This window comes from Acidobacteriota bacterium (assembly GCA_016716435.1).
In the GTDB taxonomy this organism is placed as follows: domain Bacteria; phylum Acidobacteriota; class Blastocatellia; order Pyrinomonadales; family Pyrinomonadaceae; genus OLB17.
In genome coordinates this window covers 310598-331266 of the sequence record JADJWI010000008.1, presented here as the reverse complement: position 1 = coordinate 331266, position 20669 = coordinate 310598, and the positions used below count along the sequence as shown (strand labels likewise).

The 20669-nt window shown below is 56.3% G+C and carries 17 protein-coding genes and 1 tRNA gene; 11 read left to right on the top strand and 7 right to left on the bottom strand.

All coding sequences use genetic code 11. The features are described 5' to 3' along the window. Positions 1-6: 6 nt before the first annotated feature. The 5 genes from carB to IPM21_13460 all read right to left on the bottom strand — a co-directional run bounded on the left by carB (position 7) and on the right by IPM21_13460 (position 9249). The gene (carB, locus tag IPM21_13480; GenBank protein ID MBK9164889.1) at positions 7-3348 is read right to left on the bottom strand and encodes a carbamoyl-phosphate synthase large subunit; all 3342 of its coding nucleotides are present in this window, start codon (positions 3346-3348) and stop codon (positions 7-9) included. A 127-nt stretch (positions 3349-3475) separates the two neighbouring features. Continuing rightward, positions 3476-5272 (bottom strand): tetratricopeptide repeat protein, encoded by a 1797-nt coding sequence (locus tag IPM21_13475; protein ID MBK9164888.1) that lies wholly within the window; start codon positions 5270-5272, stop codon positions 3476-3478. An 86-nt stretch (positions 5273-5358) separates the two neighbouring features. After that, positions 5359-6447, bottom strand: a complete 1089-nt coding sequence (locus IPM21_13470; GenBank protein ID MBK9164887.1) for a UDP-N-acetylmuramate dehydrogenase — start codon at positions 6445-6447, stop codon at positions 5359-5361. Between the two features lie 60 nt (positions 6448-6507). Next, positions 6508-8349, bottom strand: coding sequence for a tetratricopeptide repeat protein (locus IPM21_13465; protein ID MBK9164886.1), 1842 nt, complete (start codon positions 8347-8349; stop codon positions 6508-6510). Positions 8350-8490: 141 nt separating this feature from the next. After that, positions 8491-9249 carry a class I SAM-dependent methyltransferase gene (locus IPM21_13460; GenBank protein ID MBK9164885.1) on the bottom strand — a complete coding sequence of 253 codons (759 nt, stop codon included), beginning with the start codon at positions 9247-9249 and terminating at the stop codon, positions 8491-8493. Between the two features lie 285 nt (positions 9250-9534). Between IPM21_13460 and IPM21_13455 the strand changes: the two genes are divergently transcribed. Further along, on the top strand, positions 9535-11640 hold the full coding sequence (locus tag IPM21_13455; protein ID MBK9164884.1) for an elongation factor G: 2106 nt from the start codon (positions 9535-9537) through the stop codon (positions 11638-11640). 114 nt (positions 11641-11754) lie between these two features. On the opposite strand, the gene IPM21_13450 is transcribed toward IPM21_13455, so the two are convergent. Beyond that, positions 11755-12252, bottom strand: coding sequence for a hypothetical protein (locus IPM21_13450; protein MBK9164883.1), 498 nt, complete (start codon positions 12250-12252; stop codon positions 11755-11757). Between the two features lie 127 nt (positions 12253-12379). On the opposite strand from IPM21_13450, the gene IPM21_13445 reads away from it, so the two are divergent. Continuing rightward, positions 12380-12544 (top strand): hypothetical protein, encoded by a 165-nt coding sequence (locus tag IPM21_13445; GenBank protein ID MBK9164882.1) that lies wholly within the window; start codon positions 12380-12382, stop codon positions 12542-12544. After that, on the top strand, positions 12540-13145 hold the full coding sequence (gene pgsA / locus IPM21_13440) for a CDP-diacylglycerol--glycerol-3-phosphate 3-phosphatidyltransferase (protein MBK9164881.1): 606 nt from the start codon (positions 12540-12542) through the stop codon (positions 13143-13145). The genes IPM21_13445 and pgsA overlap by 5 nt, the downstream gene beginning before the upstream one ends. A gap of 36 nt (positions 13146-13181) precedes the next feature. Here pgsA and IPM21_13435 read toward each other — a convergent pair whose 3' ends face one another. After that, on the bottom strand, positions 13182-14123 hold the full coding sequence (locus tag IPM21_13435) for a hypothetical protein (GenBank protein ID MBK9164880.1): 942 nt from the start codon (positions 14121-14123) through the stop codon (positions 13182-13184). Positions 14124-14533: 410 nt separating this feature from the next. On the opposite strand from IPM21_13435, the gene IPM21_13430 reads away from it, so the two are divergent. The 8 genes from IPM21_13430 to IPM21_13395 all read left to right on the top strand — a co-directional run bounded on the left by IPM21_13430 (position 14534) and on the right by IPM21_13395 (position 20641). Further along, positions 14534-14608, top strand: a tRNA-Thr gene (locus IPM21_13430). Positions 14609-14883: 275 nt separating this feature from the next. Continuing rightward, on the top strand, positions 14884-15543 hold the full coding sequence (locus IPM21_13425) for an RNA polymerase sigma factor (GenBank protein ID MBK9164879.1): 660 nt from the start codon (positions 14884-14886) through the stop codon (positions 15541-15543). A gap of 177 nt (positions 15544-15720) precedes the next feature. Next, positions 15721-16416 carry a hypothetical protein gene (locus tag IPM21_13420; protein MBK9164878.1) on the top strand — a complete coding sequence of 232 codons (696 nt, stop codon included), beginning with the start codon at positions 15721-15723 and terminating at the stop codon, positions 16414-16416. Between the two features lie 9 nt (positions 16417-16425). Beyond that, on the top strand, positions 16426-17205 hold the full coding sequence (locus tag IPM21_13415) for a hypothetical protein (GenBank protein ID MBK9164877.1): 780 nt from the start codon (positions 16426-16428) through the stop codon (positions 17203-17205). 80 nt (positions 17206-17285) lie between these two features. Next, the gene (locus IPM21_13410) at positions 17286-18128 is read left to right on the top strand and encodes a hypothetical protein (protein MBK9164876.1); all 843 of its coding nucleotides are present in this window, start codon (positions 17286-17288) and stop codon (positions 18126-18128) included. A 63-nt stretch (positions 18129-18191) separates the two neighbouring features. Next, positions 18192-18785, top strand: coding sequence for a dCTP deaminase (locus IPM21_13405; protein MBK9164875.1), 594 nt, complete (start codon positions 18192-18194; stop codon positions 18783-18785). Between the two features lie 41 nt (positions 18786-18826). Continuing rightward, the gene (locus IPM21_13400; GenBank protein MBK9164874.1) at positions 18827-19339 is read left to right on the top strand and encodes a hypothetical protein; all 513 of its coding nucleotides are present in this window, start codon (positions 18827-18829) and stop codon (positions 19337-19339) included. A 69-nt stretch (positions 19340-19408) separates the two neighbouring features. After that, positions 19409-20641 carry a P1 family peptidase gene (locus tag IPM21_13395; GenBank protein MBK9164873.1) on the top strand — a complete coding sequence of 411 codons (1233 nt, stop codon included), beginning with the start codon at positions 19409-19411 and terminating at the stop codon, positions 20639-20641. Positions 20642-20669 lie beyond the last annotated feature (28 nt).

Sequence of the window (20669 nt, the reverse complement as noted above, 5' to 3'; positions counted from 1 at the left end):
GCTGGATCAATTTCCGGCACTCTCAACGGAGGATTGCCGATCAACTGAATGTATCTCCTGCAAGCTCCGGACCGTGATGCCGCCGTTCGTCGCCTTCGTTGCGATGGCTTCGACTAGTGCTTCGGCTCCGGTGATGGTCGTGACGCAGGGGACGTTGAATTGAAGTGCAGCCTTGCGGATGGCCTGTTCGTCGTAGCGTGAAGTTTTGCCAAGCGGCGTGTTGATGATCAGCGAGATCTCGCCCTGGCGGATAAGGTCGGCGATGTTCGGGCGGCCTTCGTTCACCTTAAACACGTCGTCGCAATCGAGGCCAACCTCGCGGAGCCGTGTCGCCGTTCCGTGCGTCGCCACCAACTTGAACCCGAGTTTGTTCAACCGGCGGGCAAGCAGGACCGCCTGCCCCTTGTCGGCGTTCGTCACGGAAATAAAAGCCTTCATCGATCGCTGATTCGACGATTCAGGCCTCAGCGAATCGGCTTCTCCAATCTGGAATCTGGAATCTGGAATCGGCAAACTGACACCCGCGCCTTCCATCGCTTTGCCGTATGCCTCGCCAAACGTCGCCCCGACGCCCATCACCTCGCCGGTCGAATGCATTTCCGGTCCAAGGATCGGATCGACCCCAGCAAATTTCTTGAACGGAAAAACGGGCGATTTCACAAAGACCTGCGGCACCGCGAGCACGTCCGGCAGGCCGAACTCGGCAAGCGTTTTTGACCCGGCCATCACAAGCGATGCGATCTTTGCGATCGGCACACCCGTCGCCTTGGCAACGAACGGCACCGTCCGCGAGGCTCGCGGGTTAACCTCCAGCACATAAACGCGGTCGCTCTGAACGGCATATTGAATGTTCATTAACCCCTTAACATTCAAGCCTTTAGCGAGCAACCGAGTATAATGCTGGATCGTCTCCAGATGCTCGACCGCGATCTTCTGCGGCGGCAAGACGCTCGACGAATCGCCCGAGTGAATGCCCGCCTCTTCGATGTGCTCTTGAATTCCGGCGATGACGACCGTCGTTTCGTCGGCCAACGCATCAACGTCGATCTCGCCCGCACGCTCGAGGAATTTGTCGATCAAGATCGGCTTCTCCGGCGAGGCATCGACCGCCGTCCGCATATATTCATCGAGAGAAGATTCGTCGTAAACGATGGCCATCGCCCGCCCGCCAAGGACAAAGCTCGGCCGCACGATCACCGGATAACCGATCTTGGCCGCGATCTCCTTCGCTTCTTCGGGCGATGCCGCCGTCCCGTTTGGCGGCTGCGGAATGTTCAGCTCATTGAGCAGTGCGGAAAACCGCTTACGGTCTTCGGCAAGGTCGATCGAATCCGGCGAGGTTCCGATGATTGGCACACCCGCCGCGTGGAGCTTATCGGCAAGATTGAGCGGCGTCTGCCCGCCGAATTGCACGATAACGCCCTCGGGCTGCTCGACATCCACGATGTTCATCACATCCTCGAACGTCAGCGGCTCAAAATACAAACGGTCCGAAGTGTCGTAGTCGGTCGAAACGGTCTCCGGGTTGCAGTTGACCATTATCGTCTCGAAATCGGCGTCGCGGAGTGCGAACGAGGCATGACAGCAGCAGTAATCAAACTCGATTCCCTGCCCGATTCTGTTGGGCCCGGAGCCGAGGATCATTATCTTGCGGCGGTCGGTCGGCTCGGCCTCGCACTCTTCTTCATAGGTCGAGTAAAGATACGGCGTGAACGACTCAAACTCAGCTCCGCAGGTGTCTACCCGCTTATAAACCGGTGCGATCCCCGCCGCCTTTCGATGCCCGCGGACTTCCAACTCGGTCGTTTCTGTCAAAAAGGCAAGACGCCGATCGGACAGTCCGAATTCTTTAGCACTACGCAGAACGTCGTCAGGCAAGTCGACGAGATCAGCGAGTTTCTTAGATTTGTCCGTTGTCCGCTGTCCGCTATCAATTGACAACTCCGTCTCCTGAAACTCCATCACCTGCTTTACCTGATCGAGGAACCAGGGGTCAATCTTGGTCAGGCGATGAACCTCTTCGATCGAGTAGCCGTTCTGCAACGCGTACGTTATGTAAGAAAATCGCTGGGAATTCGGCCTAGCGAGCTTCCGCTGCAGCTCCTCGTCCGGCACATCAACCAACCGTAGCGGCTTTACGGCCTCAAGCGAACGCAGCCCCTTGAAAAGCGATTCCTTAAACGTCCGCCCGATCGCCATCACCTCGCCGACCGATTTCATCTGCGTCCCCAAAACATCTTCCGCACCCGGAAATTTCTCGAATGCCCACTTCGGTATTTTCGTCACGACATAATCGATCGTCGGCTCAAAAGATGCCGGTGTCTTTTTGGTGATGTCGTTCGGAATTTCGTCGAGTGTGTAGCCGACCGCGAGCTTTGCGGCGATCTTAGCGATCGGAAAGCCAGTCGCCTTTGAGGCAAGTGCCGAGGACCGCGAAACACGCGGGTTCATCTCGATTATCCGCACCGCACCATCCGTCGGGTTTACCGCAAACTGGATATTCGAACCGCCCGTTTCCACGCCGACCTTGCGTATGCACTTGATCGACATGTCACGGAGATTCTGATACTCAACGTCGGTCAGCGTCTGTGCCGGAGCGACCGTTATCGAGTCGCCCGTGTGCACACCCATCGGGTCAAAATTTTCTATCGAGCAGATGATGACGACGTTGTCGTTGAGGTCGCGCATCACCTCAAGTTCATATTCTTTCCAGCCGAGGATCGATTCTTCAACCAAGATCTGCGAGACCGGCGAGGCGGCAAGTCCGTTCTTTGCGATCTCTTCAAATTCTTCGGGGTTGTAGGCCGTTCCGCCACCGGTGCCGCCGAGCGTAAAAGCCGGCCGGACGATCGCCGGATAACCTGTCTCTTCAACGATCTTCTGAGCTTCTTCCCATGTGTGGGCAAAGCCGCCCTTGGCCGAGGGAATGCCGACCTCGTCCATCGCCTTTTTGAAAAGCTCGCGGTCCTCGCCGACCTTGATCGCGTCGGTATTGGCTCCGATCAGCTTTACGCCGTATTTATCGAGCACGCCCTGTTCGTAAAGCTCGACCGAAAGGTTCAATCCCGTCTGTCCGCCGACCGTCGGCAGCAGTGCATCCGGCCGCTCCTTTTCGATGATCGCCGTTACCGTTTCGAGCGTCAGCGGCTCGACGTAGGTCCGGTCCGCGATCTCCGGGTCGGTCATTATCGTCGCCGGGTTCGAATTGACCAGCACGACCTCATAACCTTCCTGCTTTAAAGCCCGACAGGCCTGCGTTCCCGAATAGTCGAACTCGCAAGCCTGCCCAATAATGATCGGACCTGAACCGATGATCAGGATCTTATGAATATCTGTACGTCGCGGCATTTTACTAAACTCACGATTATACAGAATTTTTTCGGCCACCCTAACCTGAGAGCCTCGTGAGAGCAAAACAAAAAAAATCGGCCCCGGTTTCCCCTAGGGCCGATAGCGGTTCGCCGTCTCACACAGGCTAATACGGGATCCCCGGAATTCGAGGTATGCGCTTTCTGATATTTCGATTTGCCTCGTCAAGCACGACCTTGCCGCTTAGAACGTCTTCGAGTTTCTGCGAAAACACTGGATCGATCCGCTTCAGCCGGTCGCGGACGCGTCTCGCTTCCCGCTTGTTGCCGCTAAGGTGATAGACCTCGCCGAGGTTATAAAGCCCGAAGACGTTGTTGGCGTCGAGCGTGGAGACCCGCGAGAACTGAGCGATCGCGTTTTGCAGGTCGCCCGCACCGCGATAGGCACGCCCAAGCTGGTTCATCGCGATCACCCAATCACCCTGCAAGCTCAAGGCACGGTTCAGAGCGTCGGCCGCAGCCTGAAAATCTCCGAGCTCATTGTTCGTCGCCCCAAGATTCATAAATGCCGGGTGAAGATTCGCGTCCATCTCGACCGCCCGCTGCAGCGACTGCCGGGCAAGCTCGAGCTTTTGCCTCGCATCGTCCTCTTTGTTGTTCTGCTTGTCATACCGGGCCGCGTTGTAATAGGCCCAGCCGACATTATTGTGATCGACCGCCGTCGGGTTAAGCTCTTCGGCTGACTTCAGCCTGACAGCCGCTTTGTCCCATTCGTTCGTCTTGCCGAGACAGAAACCCCATTCGCTAAGAAGCTCTGAGTCCTTCGTGATGCCTTTTTCGTACGCCGCACGATACTGCACGTTCGCATCGGCAAATCGCTCAAGTTGGCGATAGGCACTCGCAAGATGGGCATGTGCACTCGCGTTGGCCGGGTCGAGGTCAAGCACCTTTAAGTAAGAGTTCGCCGCGTCGTTATATTCGCCGCGGTTGTACTGCAGAACACCGAGGTCAAACCAAGCTGCCGAAAGCGTCGGCTCTGCCTTCAGGGCGTCCTGATAGGCGGCCACTGCCTGATCGCCGCGTCCGGCTTCATCGTGCAGGCGAGCGATCGCATAGAATGCCGTTCCATTGTTCGGCTCCGCGACCGTGACCGAACGGTAAAGGGCCATCGCCTCGTCTTCATTTCCCTTTCGCTTGAGGATCGCCGCACGAGCGAACTTCGCCTCGGTCGTCGCCGTTCCGGCAGTTTCGGCCTTCGCGATCATCTCGTCTGCCCGGGTATCATCGCCGGTCTCGGCATAAAGCAACCCGAGCGGGAGATAAACCGCTGTCAGTTCGGGGTCGATCTCAAGAGCCTTCGCATAGTTGGCGATCGCTTCGTTGTTATTGTTCCGTGTGTCGTGGAGCTCGCCGAGTTTGAGATACGCGACCTGATTTTGCGGGTCGAGCAAAGCGGCCTCTTCCAGCAGAGGCAGAGCCGCCAGATCATCGCCCGCTGCCATCTGCTCGGTCGCCTTTGCCGTCAAGCCTTCGCTGAGGCCCGTATTCGCTTCCTTGTTTTTTGCATTCAGCTTCAATGCCTCGCGGAAGCTTGATATCGCCGGATCGATGCTGCCTTCCTCAAGCTGCTTTTCGCCGCGGGCCGTTAGGACATTCGATTGGCGTCTAAGCCGATTCCGTTCGCGAGCCCTTGCCCGGGCAAGTTCCGCCGATCTTGCTTTTGCACGCTCGGCCCGAGTTTTACGCCGAGCCGCGGCCTGTGAGTTTAGACGAGCCCGGTTGCCGGCCATACCCGCAGCCGAACGAGCACCGCCGGAAAACGCCGCTCGTTCTTGCGGCCGCTTGCTCGATCCCCGGAAAACGAAAACGCTCGCACCGCCGGTCAGGTCCGCCGAGGGCACGAGGTCATTCGCCCGCACCGGCAAACTTCCCGGCAACAAGAGCGAAAAGGCTATCAAACCCACTAAAATGCTCTTTCGAAAACTCTTTTGACGTGTCATAACCTAACCTCAAACGGCTTCTTTCAATTAAATATTTCGAGTCCATTTATTTAGACGACGCTTTCCGAGACACTTTGCGGCAAAACTCTTTCTGTCCCAAGAAAAACCGGCTCGGGCACAAGTTCTATTCCGAACCTAGACCGCACTCCGCTACGCAGTTCATCCATTAACGCGAAAATATCGGCCGCTTTGGCTCGTCCTAGATTCACGATCGCCAATGAGTGATTTGCCGAGATTCCGGCCTCGCCGAGCCGATAGCCCTTCGCAAAGCCTGCCCGCTCAATCAGCCAAGCCGCTGGGACCTTCACCAGCCCCTCGCCCGCCGAAAAGCTCGGCACATCCATTCCCTCCGCTTGCGCGATCGCACGATGAACCGCTACGGAGACGATCGGATTCTTGAAGAACGAACCCGCACTCCGCGAATTCGGGTCCGCCGGATCGATCACCATCGACTTCCGCCGCCGAATGTCGAGAACAGCCACCCGAACCTCCGCCAGGCTCGGCGAGCGTTCGCCGAAATGCTCTTTCAGGTCGCGGTAAACCACCTTCGGCCCGCCGCCGGCCTTAAGCCTAAAGGTGACGCTCACGACCACGTACCGCCCCGATTCGCTCGTGTTAAAGATGCTCCTACGATAACTAAAGCCGCAATCTTCGTTGCCCAGCAAAACGAACTCGGCCAATTTCCGGTCAAAGCACCGCACGCTGACGATCGTCTCCGCGACTTCCTGCCCGTACGCTCCTACATTCTGCACCGGTGTTCCGCCAATGGAGCCGGGAATGCCGCTCATGCACTCAATCCCGGCAAGTTCCCGGCTCACGCATTCCGCCACAAACGCGTCCCAATCCTCTCCCGCCGCGACTTCTGCGAGCACAAAACCAACCTCATCCGGCTGCCCAAACACAACCCCATGAAGGTCGATCTTTATCACCAGCCCGTCGAACCCTGCGTCGCTGACGACCAGATTGCTCCCGCCCCCGAGAACGAAAACCTCAAGTCCTCTTTCCTCAGCGAAACGAAACGCCGCCGGCAAATCGTCTTCGCTCCGGGCAGATAGAAAATTCCGGGCCGGCCCGCCAACGCCCAGCGTCGTAAAACCGGCAAGCGGGACGCCCTCTTCGATCTTCTCTTCGATGGCCATAAAAAACGGGAGAAGGTCATTTTACCCCTCTCCCGTTCGATTTCCCATTTTGGGCGAGCGTCAGCTTTTTACAACGCCGCCCGTCATGTTCGTAAGCCGTGTCGCAAGGTCATCACGCCCGAGCGATCTAAGCTTGCTGTGGGCCTTTTTCGCCTCGTTCGTATTGCCGTTCTTGAATTCAGCAAGCCCAAGGTTCAAGTGCGCTTCGGCGAGCTTATCGTCCTGCCTGATCGCCAACTTAAAGTGCTTGATCGCCTCCTTAAAATTATTGTCGTTGACGTAGGCAATTCCTAGTTCATTTTGAGCAAACGCCCATTTCGGCTCTTTATCGACCACTTTCTTTAGTGCATCGATCGCACCCTTGCGGTCGCCGGTTTCGGTATAGACCTTGCCGAGGTTCAGCAACGCACCTTGCTGGAACGGCGAATTGGCTGCTGATGCTGCCTTAAGGGTATCTACGGCCTTTTGCATTTTTGCCCGGCCTTCGGCCTCCCGCTTTTCGGCAAGATCGGTCCTCGCGGCGTTGAAATAGGCCCAGCCGAGATTTGACGTGTCAACGTTATTCGTGGTCAGCGTCTTTGCCTTTTCAAGGTACCGGACCGCCGCGCTCCATTTGCATGGAACGCCCCTCGCGGTGTTTATCTCGCACTGCCGTGCAACCGAGAACGCTGCCCGCCCGAGAATGTCTGCCGTCAGCTCACGTTTCTCCTGATTCGTCGCAAAATCGGGCTGGCCCTCAAAGAACAATGCGGCCAGGTTGTAGTTCGTCTCCGCTCGGTTGAAATCATTCATCAGCCGGTAGGCGTCGCCCAGGTTCGCGACCACCTCGGGGTTGTCGTTTTTGAGCAGCTTCGCTTTCTCAAACTCATCGACGGCTTCCTTAAACTCATCCAACTCAAAATGCGCCGTGCCAAGCCCGTAATGGGCCTCGAAGTAGTTTTGCCGGAGGGCGATCGCCTTCTGAAATTCGGGGATCGATTCGCGCGTCCGTCCGAGCCGGGTCAAGGTCTCGCCCGTGTAATAGAACGCCTCTGCGAGGGTCGCGTCGTTTGCGGTTGCTTTATTAAATGCCGCAAGGGCCGCTTCGCCGTTCTCCTGCTTCAACCGGACAAGCCCGAGGAAGTACTGCGCCTGGGCGTCGTTCGGCTCAATGGCGACGGCCTTCGTCAGTAGTTCATCCGCCTTGGCGATGTTATCCCGCTGATAATAAAGAATACCGAGCGGAACGTAGATCTCCGTAAGCTCGCTATCGGCCGAAAGGGCCTTCTCATAATTTTCAGTCGCCAGATCGTCGTCGCTCTCTGCGGAGAGAACCTCTGCCAGGCCGTAATATGCCGGCCCGTTCTTCGGGTTTAGGCTGATCGCTTCTTCAAAATCCTTTTTCGCGACGGCCAATGCATAGCGCGTCAACATCTCGTTCCCGCGAAGAGCCAATGCTTCACTCAAACCGTCCCGAGCGATCGTGTTCGTCGCGTCAAGCGTCCTTGCTTCGCGGAAGAAATCTATCGACCGCTCATAGTTCTTCTCGTTTATGTAGTATTCACCGACGCCCGCAAACAAGATCGAGACCTCCTGCGGCGTCTTTGTCTGGATCGGCGGTAGTTTGTCCTCGGCGATCGCGGTCGTCCGCTGCCTTCTCGGTGCGTTCGACGCAAGCCGCGTGTACTGGCTGCTTACCCGCCTCGCGGTCTGGGCACGCTGCGATCGGCTTCGGCGTGCGGTCGATTGCGAAACGAACCGCTTCGAGACCGACTTCGACCCGCCTCTGAAAACAAAAAGGCTGGTTCCGCCCGTCAGGTCCTTGACCGGCACCAATTCCTGTGCCGCGACGATCGACGCACAAACGCCAAGCGAAATGGCCATCACCAACCAACGCCGCTTAAATATCGAGATCTTTTTCATATTCATGATAGCTTCAATTTATTAAGGGAACGCCGAAAACCAATGAATAACTACGATGCGCTCCGCCACTAAAGACGTTCGCCGCACCCTGATTTTGCCATCGGCCATCCCGGAAGATGCTCAAATACAAGCGTTAGCTCTTCACTTGCTGGTATTTGAGCCTCGAAGCTTGCTAATGATTGTCCGAGCGAATCGGAACGGCGGACGATTTGCGAATCTCCTGTATCGATCATTATCACGTAATGAATACAAATAGCCGACGTGATTGTTCACAAGCCGTTCCAATATCAAAGGATTCTTGTGAATCGACGCATCCCCTATCTCGACAGCAAACACGACGTGAGGCAGATTGTAAGCGTGGAAGTGAACTCCCATTGACTGAAGGTCTTCAAGCGCCTCATAGATTCCGTTGTACGTGATCTGTGCGTCGTGAAACAGAATTACCCCCCCCCGCCTGTTTAACACTGACAAACAAAACTCGAAATCTCTTCGCATTGCCGCATCCGTATGTTCACCATCGATCAGACACAGGTCGATCTTCTCCTCGATCGTTGACGGATCGATCTCGTCGGTGCTGCCATCGATGGTTTTTATCTTCTCAACGTACTCCGGGGCCACCCGCTTCAAATTCTCGATCATTCTATCCGTCGAGTTTTCCAAATAAGTCCAATCGAAGCCGCGTTCGTCGGGCTGTGTTTTCGGCCGTTTATCGATAGAAATGATCGTGCGGCATTTCGTATCAAGCAAATGCGGCTGAATACTCCCGCCGAGATACGAGCCGATCTCAAGGTAGTTGTAATCGCCTGTAAGCTCCCGAACAGCCGCTTGACAGGCCAGGAACGACTTCTTGTCCTCTTCGGACGATTGGCTTTCAATTGTGTCAAAAACTGATAGATCCATCACTTCAATATTTAGTTGGGCATGACCAGAGGTCGCGGCAGAAACAAATGTGTACACCTGATAAATGCTTCCGTGACGATATACCATTTTGCCTTGTGTTTAAAGCCTTAGCCCACCTTCACTTTCCGCTCTTGCTGATTCCTGCAACGTAATATAGATTTAATATTTACCAACAACCCATGCGTCTCAGGGCCGGTTTTCCGGACTCGCGAGCCCTTCTTTCACTTCGGCCCGGACCGCGGATTTTGGCATCCGAAATCTACACCTAAAGGAGATCTTGCCGAGATGAAAGCATTTACAACTGAAAACCTACGAAATCTGGCTGTCATTGGACACGGCGACGCGGGGAAAACCCAGCTGACCGCGTCGCTGATGTATGTGGCCGGTGCAACGCCACGCTGGGGAAAAGTTGACGAAGGAACCACCGTCACTGACTTCGAAGACGACTCCATCGCCCGCAAGGTCTCGCTCAACAACAACTTTGCCCACATCGAATACGCCGAATCGAAACTTAATTTTATCGATACACCCGGCTATGCGGCCTTTGTCTCGCATGCCCGCCCGGCTCTTCGCGTCGTGGACTGCGCTCTTGTCGTGGTCGATGGCGTGAACGGCATCGAGGTCCAGACCGAAAAGACCTGGAACTATGCCAACGAATTCATGCTCCCGCGGTTCATGGTCATCAACAAACTCGATAAGGAGAACGCCGATTTCGGCCATGCACTCGAAACCGCGACCTCGAGCTTTGCCCGTTCGATCGTGCCTTTTACGCTACCCATCGGCACTGAAGAAAATTTTAAGGGCGTTGTCGATGTTGTCCATCAGAAGGCCTACGAATTTGACGCGGACGGCAAAGCCAAAGAGATCCCGATGCCCGAAAGCGGCAAGGATGTCTTTGACCGCACCCGCGAACGCCTGATCGAACTCGTAGCCGAGTCCGACGACGCGTTGATGGAAAAATACTTCGAGGACGGCACCTTGCCTGAAGAGGACATTTACCCAAATCTCGCCAAGGCCATCGCGAAGAGCAAGCTCTGCCCGGTCTATGCCGTTTCATCAACGACGCTTGCCGGACTCTCGGTCCTGCTCGATCACATCGTCGAATTTGCCCCGAACCCGGCAACGCACGAGGCCGAATACGGCTTTGCGGATAACGAGATGACCGGCGACCGCGTCAAGCGCAAATATTCCAACGACGAACCCTTTTCGGCATACGTTTTCCGCACCATCGCCGACCCATTCGCCGGCCGCATCAATGTGATGAAGGTCGTCTCCGGCAAGGTCGACTCGGACGCCACCGTCTTTAACGCTTCCCGCGATACGCCCGAAAGGCTCGGCGCTCTCCACGTCATTGCCGGCAAAACGCTCGAGAAGGTCAACTCGGCACAGACCGGCGATATCATCGCGGTGGTAAAGCTAAAAGACACGCAGACCGGCGACACGCTCTGCGATAAAGCTCACCCGATCGTTTATCCGCCGGTCGAATACCCCGAGGCCGCCATCGCCTTCGCCATCGAGCCCAAATCGCGTGCCGACGAAGACAAGATCTCCGTCGCTTTGCACAAGATCCTCGAGGAAGACCCGTCGCTCCACTTCGACCGCGACGCCCAGACGAAGGAGTTCATCCTCTCCGGCTCGGGCCAGCTTCACATCGAAACGGTCGTCAAAAAGCTCGCCGACCGCTACCACGTCGAGGTCGCTCTTCATCCCCCAAAGGTGCCTTACAAGGAAACGATCACCGCCTCGGCCGAGGTTCAAGGCCGCCATAAGAAGCAGTCCGGCGGACGCGGCCAGTTCGGCGATTGCAAGGTCATCTTCGAACCGCTCGAACGCGGCGGCGGCTTTGAATGGGTCGATAAGATCTTTGGCGGTGCCGTTCCCCAGAACTTCCGCCCGGCGATCGAGAAAGGCATTATCGAAGCGGCCGCTAGCGGCGCCGTTGCGGGCTATCCGCTGGTCGATTTCAAGGTGACGCTCATCGACGGCAGCTATCACACCGTCGATTCCGACGAGCATTCCTTCCGAGCCGCCGGCCGCAAGGCGTTTCGTGCGGCGATGGAAAAGGCCAAACCGACGCTGCTCGAACCGATAATGGACGTCGAGGTCTTCACGCCGCTCGAGTTCTCGGGCGACATCATGGGCGACCTCAACAGCCGCCGCGGTCGCGTCGCGGGCATGGATATGCGTGGCAAACAGCAGGTGATCAAAGCAAAAGTACCGCTCGCCGAGATGCTCGATTACCAATCGAAACTCAACTCGGTGACGCAGGCCCGCGGCTCGTACCACATGCAGTTTTCGCACTACGATCCGCTGCCGCACAACTTCGCCCAAAAGGTCATCGACGAAGCCGTCGCCGCCGGCCGCGTACGTGCCCACGAGGACGACGATTAGTGTTGAGTCCCCGTTTGGAGTCCCGCCCGCCTTCAGGCGGCCCTCTTCACAAAACAAAAGGCCGGCACTTGATCTCGATCAACGTACCGGCCTTTCTTTATTTCTGCGAATGGCTTAGAACGGCCATCTCCAACCTGTGTTGTTTCGGTCATTCCGATCATTCCGGTCGTAACGGCCATTCCGGTCATTACGATCACCGTATCGGGCCTGGCGGTAGCCGGCGTTGTAGCCGTCCTGATATGCCCGGCGAAGCTGCCGCGTGTTTCCCCAACCCCGATTGCGGTTCTGGTTGCGGTTGCGATCGCGGCCATTTGCTGCCTTGCGGCCGGCCTGCATTCCTTCGCGAAAGCCACGCTGATATGCAAAGCGGATGCTCTGGTTACCGTTGCGGTCGCGGCCATTGTAACGGTCATCGTCATTGCGGTCGTTGTCGTAACGCCCGTTGTCACGGCGATCGTCCCGACGGTCGTCGCGGCGGTCATTGCGCCGGTTGTCGCGGTCATCGCGATATTGTGCGGCCGTCTCGGTCGCGGTCAGGAACGAAAACCCGAGGGTCAACGCAAAGCCGAGAGCCAAGCTACCGATAAGTTTTTTAATGTTGATCAAAGTCATTTGGAATAGATCCTCCGCCTCGTCGATTGCAATGGCCGTGCCAACTTGCATTTAATTGACATTCTTCCCGATTTAACCCCAGACGCCCCCATGATTTGCACCCAATGAGTATGCTAGGGAACACCATTTGCGTAAGGAGCATGGCACCTTCTTGAACTTTGTCCGGGGTCGGCTTACACTCTCCTTAGCCGTGAATCTGCCGAATTATCTTACGCTCGGGCGAATTCTTTTTGTGCCGCTGCTGGTCGTGGCCCTTTTGACGCCGATGGCGGAGCGCGTGGCTCGGCATTAGCGGCTACGCACTCGCGATCGTTATTTTCCTGATCGCGGTCCTGACCGATATCCTCGATGGGCACCTCGCCCGCAGCCGGAATCAGGTCTCAACGCTCGGCAAATTCCTCGACCCGATCGCCGATAAGCTGCTCATCTCGGCCGCTCTGATCGTTTTGGTCGAGAAGCAGCTCGCACCTTCGTGGGCTGTCGTCGTCATTCTCGGCCGCGAATTCATCGTCACCGGCCTTCGCTCCGTCGCCGCCGCCGAGGGCATCATCATCCAGGCCCAAACATCCGGAAAGATAAAGATGTGGGCACAGAGCATTGCCGTCGTCGCCCTTCTCGTCGCCGCCGCGACCGGCAAACCGCCCGTCTCGAACTTTGGGCTCGATTATCCCTTCATCACCTTTTGGGAGGTCGCCGAGGTGCGTACCGCCTTCGCCAATCTTGCCCAGCTCTCGCTCACCGCCAATGACTGGAAGGTCTTCGGCTACCTCGTTGGCCGCGGAGCTCTTTGGGTCTCGGTTGCGATGGCCGTTTGGTCGCTCTACGACTACCTGTCCTATTTCTTCAAGCGAAAAGGCGAAGCCGACGGCGCGGAAAAGGCCGATGCCCGCTAAGGCACCGGCCGAAATTTATCGCGATCGCTGCCGAGGCTACTGAACCTCGACCCAATCGCCGGTGTGGATCTCCGCCGCGGTTCGCGTGATAACGACGGTCGCAGTTCTTTCTTTAACGTTTAGAACAACAGCCTCGCCGACCACCTTTCGGATCGCCGGACGGCCTTCTTTCGCACCCTTGTTGGTTACCTGTCGGCCCGTTGCCTCATTGCCTTTCTTTCGCGATGACTGGTTCGAGAACTTTCCGCCGCGGTAAACCTCGCTCTGGTAGCCATAGTCGCGGGCGATGACGGCCGACGGCGGACCGGGCTCGATATTTCCTTTCCCAAGCGGGCGAAACACCGTCAGCATATCGCCGACGCGGACGTTATCTTCGGCCCCGAGATCGACATAAACGATCTGGTCGCGGGTAACCATTTCTTGCCCGTCACGGGCCATAAAGAGCCGGCCCATCGCCTTTCCGCTCGGATCGGCAAACCGGTCAAACTCGGGACGCGAGGTGAACGACGGGCTCGTCCGTTCCTGCCAAGGCTGAACCAGGTCGCCGAGCAAGAAGTTGTCGCAGGACGTCTTGATGCGGGCGATCGAATGATCGCTCTTGACGCGGATGACCTCGACCGCTCCGACCTCTTGAACTAGAAAACCAAGGTCGCCCTTGTCGCTCCATTTCGTTCGGACCTGGCCCTTCGGCCGAACGACGGCCATCATATCGCCAACTTTAACTCCGCGGTTCGCACCGACGTTGACATAAACTTCGTTATTTTCCGAATAGATGTACTGATCGGCCTCGCCAACCGCACCGATCAGCCGCCGCTCGGTATCGATCGGAGCTTTCTGCACATAACCGGCACAGTAAACATTATTGCGTTCCGCATAGGTCCATGTACGGCCGTCATTCTGAGCGAACGCCGTTGCAGCCGACAAAATGAACATGAACGAAAGGGCAAAACTCGAAAGGGCAAACTTTTTTGTGATCACGATAGACTCCTTTTTTGAAGAGATAAAGATTGGCTCGGAAACAAACTGTGGGAAGCCCGACGCGGAAGCAATCGATCCGGCAACAGGCAACCCGCCCGCCAAACCGAAGGACATAAACCATTGTAGTTCGCCGCCCACATTCGAGTCAACATCTTTTTTCATAGTTAAACACTTTCACGCCCAAATTTTCACCATCTAACATCCACCATTCACTATTCACTATTCACCATTCACCATTCGCTCCCCGACTCCCCTTGCCCACACATTCCCCCTTTTGCTAATATCTCGGTTCGCCCGGAAATCATTTGTACGGGCCGGCGAAGCTCAGTTGGGAGTTGGTTTATGATCACTTCTGTATGAATTCAGCTTGCTTCTCCGTATGGGTTCCTTGATATAATCAAGATTCTAAAGCCTCCTTAGCTCAGTGATAGAGCAACGCACTTGTAATGCGTAGGTCGTCAGTTTGACTCTGACAGGAGGCTCCACATTTATCCCGCTTAAGAACAGCGTCTAACTCCAAATACAGTTTTCTGATGGTGTACAAATGCCGAAGATAAGCCTGGCAACCTGCTTGCCGCGGCGAGCGGCTCGTTGAAACCTTACCCCGAAGCGGCAAAATGCTTTACCTTTTTCTGGTTTCGGGGTAAACTTCTCGGCAGTCAAAGCAACCCTGAAGGGGAGGAGTGCCATCATAAGCCGCGAAGATTTTCCAAATTCCAGTACCGATCTGTTAGCACGCGACCTCTTAGCAGGAGCTTCTATGGAATCAAATTCTGCCGCTGCGGCCCTGGAAGGCGATCTAGTTTTAGGTTTAGATGAGTCCGCTCGGTTGGGCAGAGCCCCGGGACGGGTTGAGTTCTTCGACGCGGACACTTCCGACCATGACCTCGCCCGCTTTGCCGCCGACGGTGACATTTCTGCGTTTGAGCTGATCTATAACCGGCATAACCGCCGGGTTTATTCGCTTTGCCTGCGGATGACGGCGAGCCAGACAGAAGCCGAAGATCTCACGCAAGAGGTCTTTATTCAGCTTTTCCGCAAGATCGGAAGTTTCCGCGGCGATTCGGCATTTTCGACGTGGCTGCATCGGATGACGGTCAATCAATGCTTGATGCACTTCCGTAAGCGAAGTGTCAAAAGCGAAAAGACGAGCGAGGACGGCGACGTCCCGGAGCAGCCCGTCATAGGTTCACAAAATCCGGGAAGGATGCAGGTCATTGACCGCATTGCTCTCAAGAACGCCGTGGCCGAACTACCCAAAGGCTACAAGAGTGTTTTTCTCCTTCATGACGTGCAAGGATTCGAGCATGAAGAGGTCGCCCGCCGGCTCGGGATATCGGTCGGCACCTCGAAATCTCAGCTCCACAAGGCTCGGCTAAAGCTCCGCGGCCTTCTTCAGAAAGAGAACTCCACGGCATAAGCGTTCGATCGGCCCCTTCTTTTAACAACGGCCCACTTGAACGCTTATTTTTGTGCCCGAATTCCTCGGTCGCGGACTTACGCGGGGCAACCAATCAAGGCCGCGGACAATCTATAAGTGTTGAAGCGACGATGACCTTTCACACTGGCAATGAAGTGCATTGATTTCCAAAACCAAATGAGCCGATATCTCGAGGGCGACCTTGAACAGCCCCGAGCTGTCGAGGCGGGGCTTCACCTCGCAGAGTGTGACCCTTGTGCAAAGTCGTTCGAGGAATTTTCGTTCATGCTCGATTCGTGCCGCGGCATCGAGGTCGATGAGGAAATGCCGCCGAACGCCGAAGCTCTTTGGTGCCGCATCAGCAACGTGATCGAAAGTGAAACTGCCGCCGAGAAACGTTCAGCACCGGCTCCTCCTCCGCCCAGCCGCTGGAATTTTTCGTTCGGGCAGGCAGTTGCCGCCGTCGCAATGGTCGCTCTTGTAAGCTCGCTTTTGACCGTGGTCGCTGTTCGCAATTATCTTGAGCCGCCGGCCGAGGACATGGTGACGCGTTCGGCTGAGACCGAAACGACATTTGAAAAGTTTCTCAGCCGCGTTGGGCTTTCTGATTCGCCGCGAGAGGCACGCGAACGCCGGATCCGCGAACAGCAGGCCGCGATCGAGTATTGGGATAAGCGTGTGCGTGTCCGTCGGGCCCAATGGGACCAGAGAATGCAGCAGGCCTTTGACCGAAATCTTCGTGAGATCGACCAGGCCGTAACGGAATACACGCGGACGATCGAAAATAACCCGGACGATTCGCTCTCTGTTGAGATGCTGGACGCCGCGCTAAACGATAAAATGAATTTGCTAAGGCAATTTTCCGAGCTTTAGCCTCAGTACGTGACCCGTAGCTTTAAAAACATCTTTAGCCTTGGCGGGCAGACCGGGACTGCAAAGGTGATCGTCACCGGCGTGGTCTTTCTTTTATTGACCGCCGCAGCGTTTCCCCAAGGGCAGCGCCGTTTCTCGCGCAGCTTTCCGGCAAACAACGACGTTCGCATCGAGCTTTTGAACCGCTCGGGCACGGTGACCGTAGAAGGCTGGAACCGCCAGGAGGTCAACGTTACGGCATTCCTCGAGGCTCCGGTCGCGGCGATCGAACCGCGGGTCGCGAATGGGACCATCTACATCAACCTCGTCAAAGATAATCAGGGCCGCGGTGAGGTCGGAAGTGTGAATTTCACGGTCCGCGTTCCGTTCACATCTAGCGTCGATATCGAAACGCTTGTCGGCAATTTGATCGTCTCGAACATCCGTGGTGGCCTGCTCAGGGCCCACATCACCAGCGAAGGCGACATTACGCTCACGAATATAGGTGCGAGAGCAGTTTCCGCACAGAACGGTATCGGCGACATCTTTTACGATGGTGCGATCGCATCGGGCGGGAGTTACCGATTCCAATCAATTCGCGGCAATATCAATCTGCGCATTCCATTCACTTCGTCGTTCAGGTTGGTCGCGACCGCTCCCTCGACACGCAACATTTCGCTCGGCTCTCTGGCGAATACAAATATGAACTATGCCGGCGATGGCCGCCGTGTGATCGGCCGCGTTGGCGATGGAAGCGCGACGATCTCGGTCACCAACCAACGCGGCAACATCGCGTTTATCAGCCGATAGCCAAACGAAAAACATTGCTTTTCGCTCACCGAAAGGCGTAAGATACCAAAGGCCGCTCCTCTAGCCCACCGTGAACCAAAATGATTATCAAACACATAGCGATAGCCGCACTTCTTCTCGCCTTCCTTGCCTCCGCAGCCGATGCTCAGCTCTTAAAACGGACCGTTTACAAGAACGACCGCTTCGCTTTCGGCGTCGGCGGGACGATCGAGATCACCGGTGCTCCGATGGGTTCGATCCGTGTCGAGGGCTGGGCAAATCGCGAGGTCGAGATCGAATCCGAGATCGAAATACAGGCACCGACCGAGGCCGACCTCGACCGCATCGGAAAGGTGACTGGCTTCGTTTTGCAAGAAACTCTAGGCCGGACGGGCATTACATCCGTCGGGCCGCACGACAAAAAAGCGATCCGAAAAGTGGACAAGAAGTTCCCCAAAGCTCTCTACGAAATGCCGGTTCGCATCAACTACGTAGTCCGCGTGCCGAAGTATTCTGACATCGTGATCAACGGCGGAAAGGGTGCCTTACACATCTCCGGCATCGACGGAATGCTGCGCGTGAATTTTGTTGAGACCGAAGGCAAGATCGACCTCGTTGGCGGCGGCATTCAGGCGACCATCGGAACCGGAACGCTCGATATTACTGTTCCCTCGCGAAGCTGGCGCGGCCGTTTTGCAGATGTTTCGATCGCGAGCGGCACCATTGACCTCAAGCTGCCGGTCGGGCTTAACACACAATTCGACGGGTCGATACTCCGCACCGGCCGCATCGAGAACGGTTACGAAGGCTTTAAGCCCCGCAACCGTAACGCACAATTTACCGAACGTTCCGTCGCCGCGACCTCTGGCTCGGGAACGATCCCGCTGAAATTCACCGTCGGCGACGGCGTTTTGAAGGTCAATGAATTTGACCCGTCTCTTTAGCTGCACCACAACTTAATTAACGAAAGAAATAGTGATAACGTAATCGTCGTTATCACTTTTTCTATGTCTATTAAATCTGACATCTGGCTCCGGAAGATGGCCGCTGAGCACGATATGATCTCGCCGTTTCTGCCCGAGCTTGTTCGCGAGTCGGGCGGCAGCCGGATCATCTCGGCCGGCACATCGAGCTACGGTTACGACATGCGACTCGCCGACGACGGCTTTAAGATCTTCTCGTCGGTGCACGCCAAAGAGATCGACCCGAAGCGGTTCAACGATCAATATTCGCTCGTCGAGCCCGAGCTGCAAACGGCCGAGGACGGGGCGAAGTATTATCTGCTCCCGCCGCATCACTACGGGCTAGGCGTCACGGTGGAGACCTTCAAGATGCCGCGAAACGTGACCGGCGTCGCGCTTGGCAAATCGACCTACGCGCGTGCCGGCCTGCTCGTGAACACAACGCCGCTCGAGGCCGGCTGGACCGGCCGGCTGGTCGTCGAGATCGCCAACCTCGCCAACCTGCCGCTCCGCGTTTACGTAAACGAAGGCATTGGCCAGATCCTCTTTTTCGAATCCGACGAAGACTGCGCCGTCTCATACAGCGACCGCGGCGGAAAATATCAAGGCCAAACCGGCCTGACATACGCAAAGGTCTAGTCGGAACCGCCTGCGTAAGCGGGCGGCCAGTTTGTTTGCTTATGGCAAAATGGAATGACACAGACGAGCCCATCGCGTATCTGATCACCTTCCGCACTTACGGCACATGGCTCCCTGGTGACGAACGCGGTTCGATCGACAAGTATCACAACAGGTTCGAAGGGCCCCGGTCGGTTGCTAGTTCACGGCGTGAAAGCATTCAGCATAGCCGTCTGAAATCGGAGCCTTTTCTGCTAAGTGCTAGGGCGAGGTCTATAGTAGAAATGGCGATTCGCGAGGTCTCTGAATTCCGCAAATGGCCACTTAACGCTCTGAACGTTCGCACGAACCATGTCCATGTTGTTCCCGGAGCCGTTGCTCCTTCAGCGAAAATGCTTGGCGATTTTAAGCGATACGCGACACGTCGATTGCGGGAAGCGGAGCTCTGGACTTTCGAGCACAGCCCATGGGTCGACAAAGGCAGTCGGCGATTTTTGTGGACCGATGAACACGTCGAGGCTGCAATAGAATATGTTGTGAATGGTCAGGGCGGGGAGCTCCCTGACTTTGATTAATATAGTCTGATATTTGACGAACTGGCCGCCCGCTAACGCAGGCGGTTCTGACAGCAAGGCCCTAACAATATGAAGCCCAATGTTTACCGCAATTATCTTGTCTTTGGCCTTTTTTTAAGCTTGATCTCGACCGGTTTGGCTCAAACCGCTTCCGAAACAAGGCCGCGGGCTCGCGATCTTGGCATTAAGATCGGAATTTTGCCCGCCGGGGCGAATAACTCCATCACCGATGTCGCCGGAGTGACGGTCGGGCAGACGACGATAGTAAAAGGCGAGAACATCCGCACCGGCGTGACGGCCATTTTGCCCCACGGCGGAAATCTCTTTCGCGAGAAGGTTCCCGGTGCCGTTTTCGTCGGCAATGGCTTCGGCAAACTCGCCGGCTCGACGCAGGTCAATGAACTAGGCGAGATCGAGACGCCGATCCTTCTCACTTCGACGCTTTCCGTCCCGAAGACCGCCGATTTGCTGTTGGACTATATTCTCGCCTTGCCGGGCAATGAGAGCGTCCGTTCGATAAATCCGCTGGTCGCTGAAACGAACGACGGCGGCCTAAATGACGGCCGCGGTCGCCACATTACACGCGACGATGTCTTTAATGCGATCAAGAATGCGAAAGGCGGAGCGGTCGAAGAAGGCTCCGTCGGCGCCGGAACCGGAACGGTCGCCTTCGGCTGGAAAGGCGGGATCGGAACGGCTTCGCGCAAACTTCCCGCAAACTTAGGCGGTTACACGCTCGGCGTTTTAGTTCAATCAAATTTCGGCGGCGTGCTAACGATCGACGGCGTCCCCGTCGGCAAAGAACTCGGGCAGTATTACCTTAAGAATGCCGTTTCAATGCAGAAGCCTGCGCGTCAGCAAGGGCGTGATCCGCTAACCAACGATGCCCTTACTGACGTGCGGGCCTCTGCATCGGATCCAAGCACCGCCGATGGTTCGATCATCATCATCATCGCCACCGACGCCCCGCTCGACCATCGCCAGCTAAAACGCATAGCGTCACGATCGATGGTCGGCCTTGGCCGAACGGGAGCCTCGATGACCAACGGCAGCGGCGATTACGCCATCGCGTTCTCGACCGCGAACCGCATCGACGCCTCGCAAGCCGTCCGCGATCTGAAGGTTCTCGGTAATGACGCGATGTCGCCGCTCTTTCAGGCCGTCATCGAAGCGACCGAAGAGTCGATCATCAATTCCCTTTTGAAGGCAGCGACCGTAACCGGCAATGGCCGCACCGTCGAGGCACTGCCGATCGATAAGCTGAAAGAGATCCTTCGCAAATACGGTCGCACAGAAAAATAAAAGGCCGCCCGGTTTCCCGAACGGCCCA

What these genes read in the sequence shown, in the direction of transcription:
- IPM21_13455 (MBK9164884.1), top strand. Translation starts at nt 9,535, where the DNA reads ATGAAAGCATTTACAACTGAAAACCTACGAAATCTGGCTGTCATTGGA.
- IPM21_13395 (MBK9164873.1), top strand. Translation starts at nt 19,409, where the DNA reads ATGAAGCCCAATGTTTACCGCAATTATCTTGTCTTTGGCCTTTTTTTA.
- IPM21_13450 (MBK9164883.1), bottom strand. Translation starts at nt 12,252, where the DNA reads ATGACTTTGATCAACATTAAAAAACTTATCGGTAGCTTGGCTCTCGGC.
- IPM21_13470 (MBK9164887.1), bottom strand. Translation starts at nt 6,447, where the DNA reads ATGGCCATCGAAGAGAAGATCGAAGAGGGCGTCCCGCTTGCCGGTTTT.
- IPM21_13420 (MBK9164878.1), top strand. Translation starts at nt 15,721, where the DNA reads ATGAGCCGATATCTCGAGGGCGACCTTGAACAGCCCCGAGCTGTCGAG.
- IPM21_13460 (MBK9164885.1), bottom strand. Translation starts at nt 9,249, where the DNA reads ATGGATCTATCAGTTTTTGACACAATTGAAAGCCAATCGTCCGAAGAG.
- carB (MBK9164889.1), bottom strand. Translation starts at nt 3,348, where the DNA reads ATGCCGCGACGTACAGATATTCATAAGATCCTGATCATCGGTTCAGGT.
- IPM21_13410 (MBK9164876.1), top strand. Translation starts at nt 17,286, where the DNA reads ATGATTATCAAACACATAGCGATAGCCGCACTTCTTCTCGCCTTCCTT.
- IPM21_13425 (MBK9164879.1), top strand. Translation starts at nt 14,884, where the DNA reads ATGGAATCAAATTCTGCCGCTGCGGCCCTGGAAGGCGATCTAGTTTTA.
- IPM21_13405 (MBK9164875.1), top strand. Translation starts at nt 18,192, where the DNA reads ATGTCTATTAAATCTGACATCTGGCTCCGGAAGATGGCCGCTGAGCAC.
- IPM21_13465 (MBK9164886.1), bottom strand. Translation starts at nt 8,349, where the DNA reads ATGAAAAAGATCTCGATATTTAAGCGGCGTTGGTTGGTGATGGCCATT.
- IPM21_13400 (MBK9164874.1), top strand. Translation starts at nt 18,827, where the DNA reads ATGGCAAAATGGAATGACACAGACGAGCCCATCGCGTATCTGATCACC.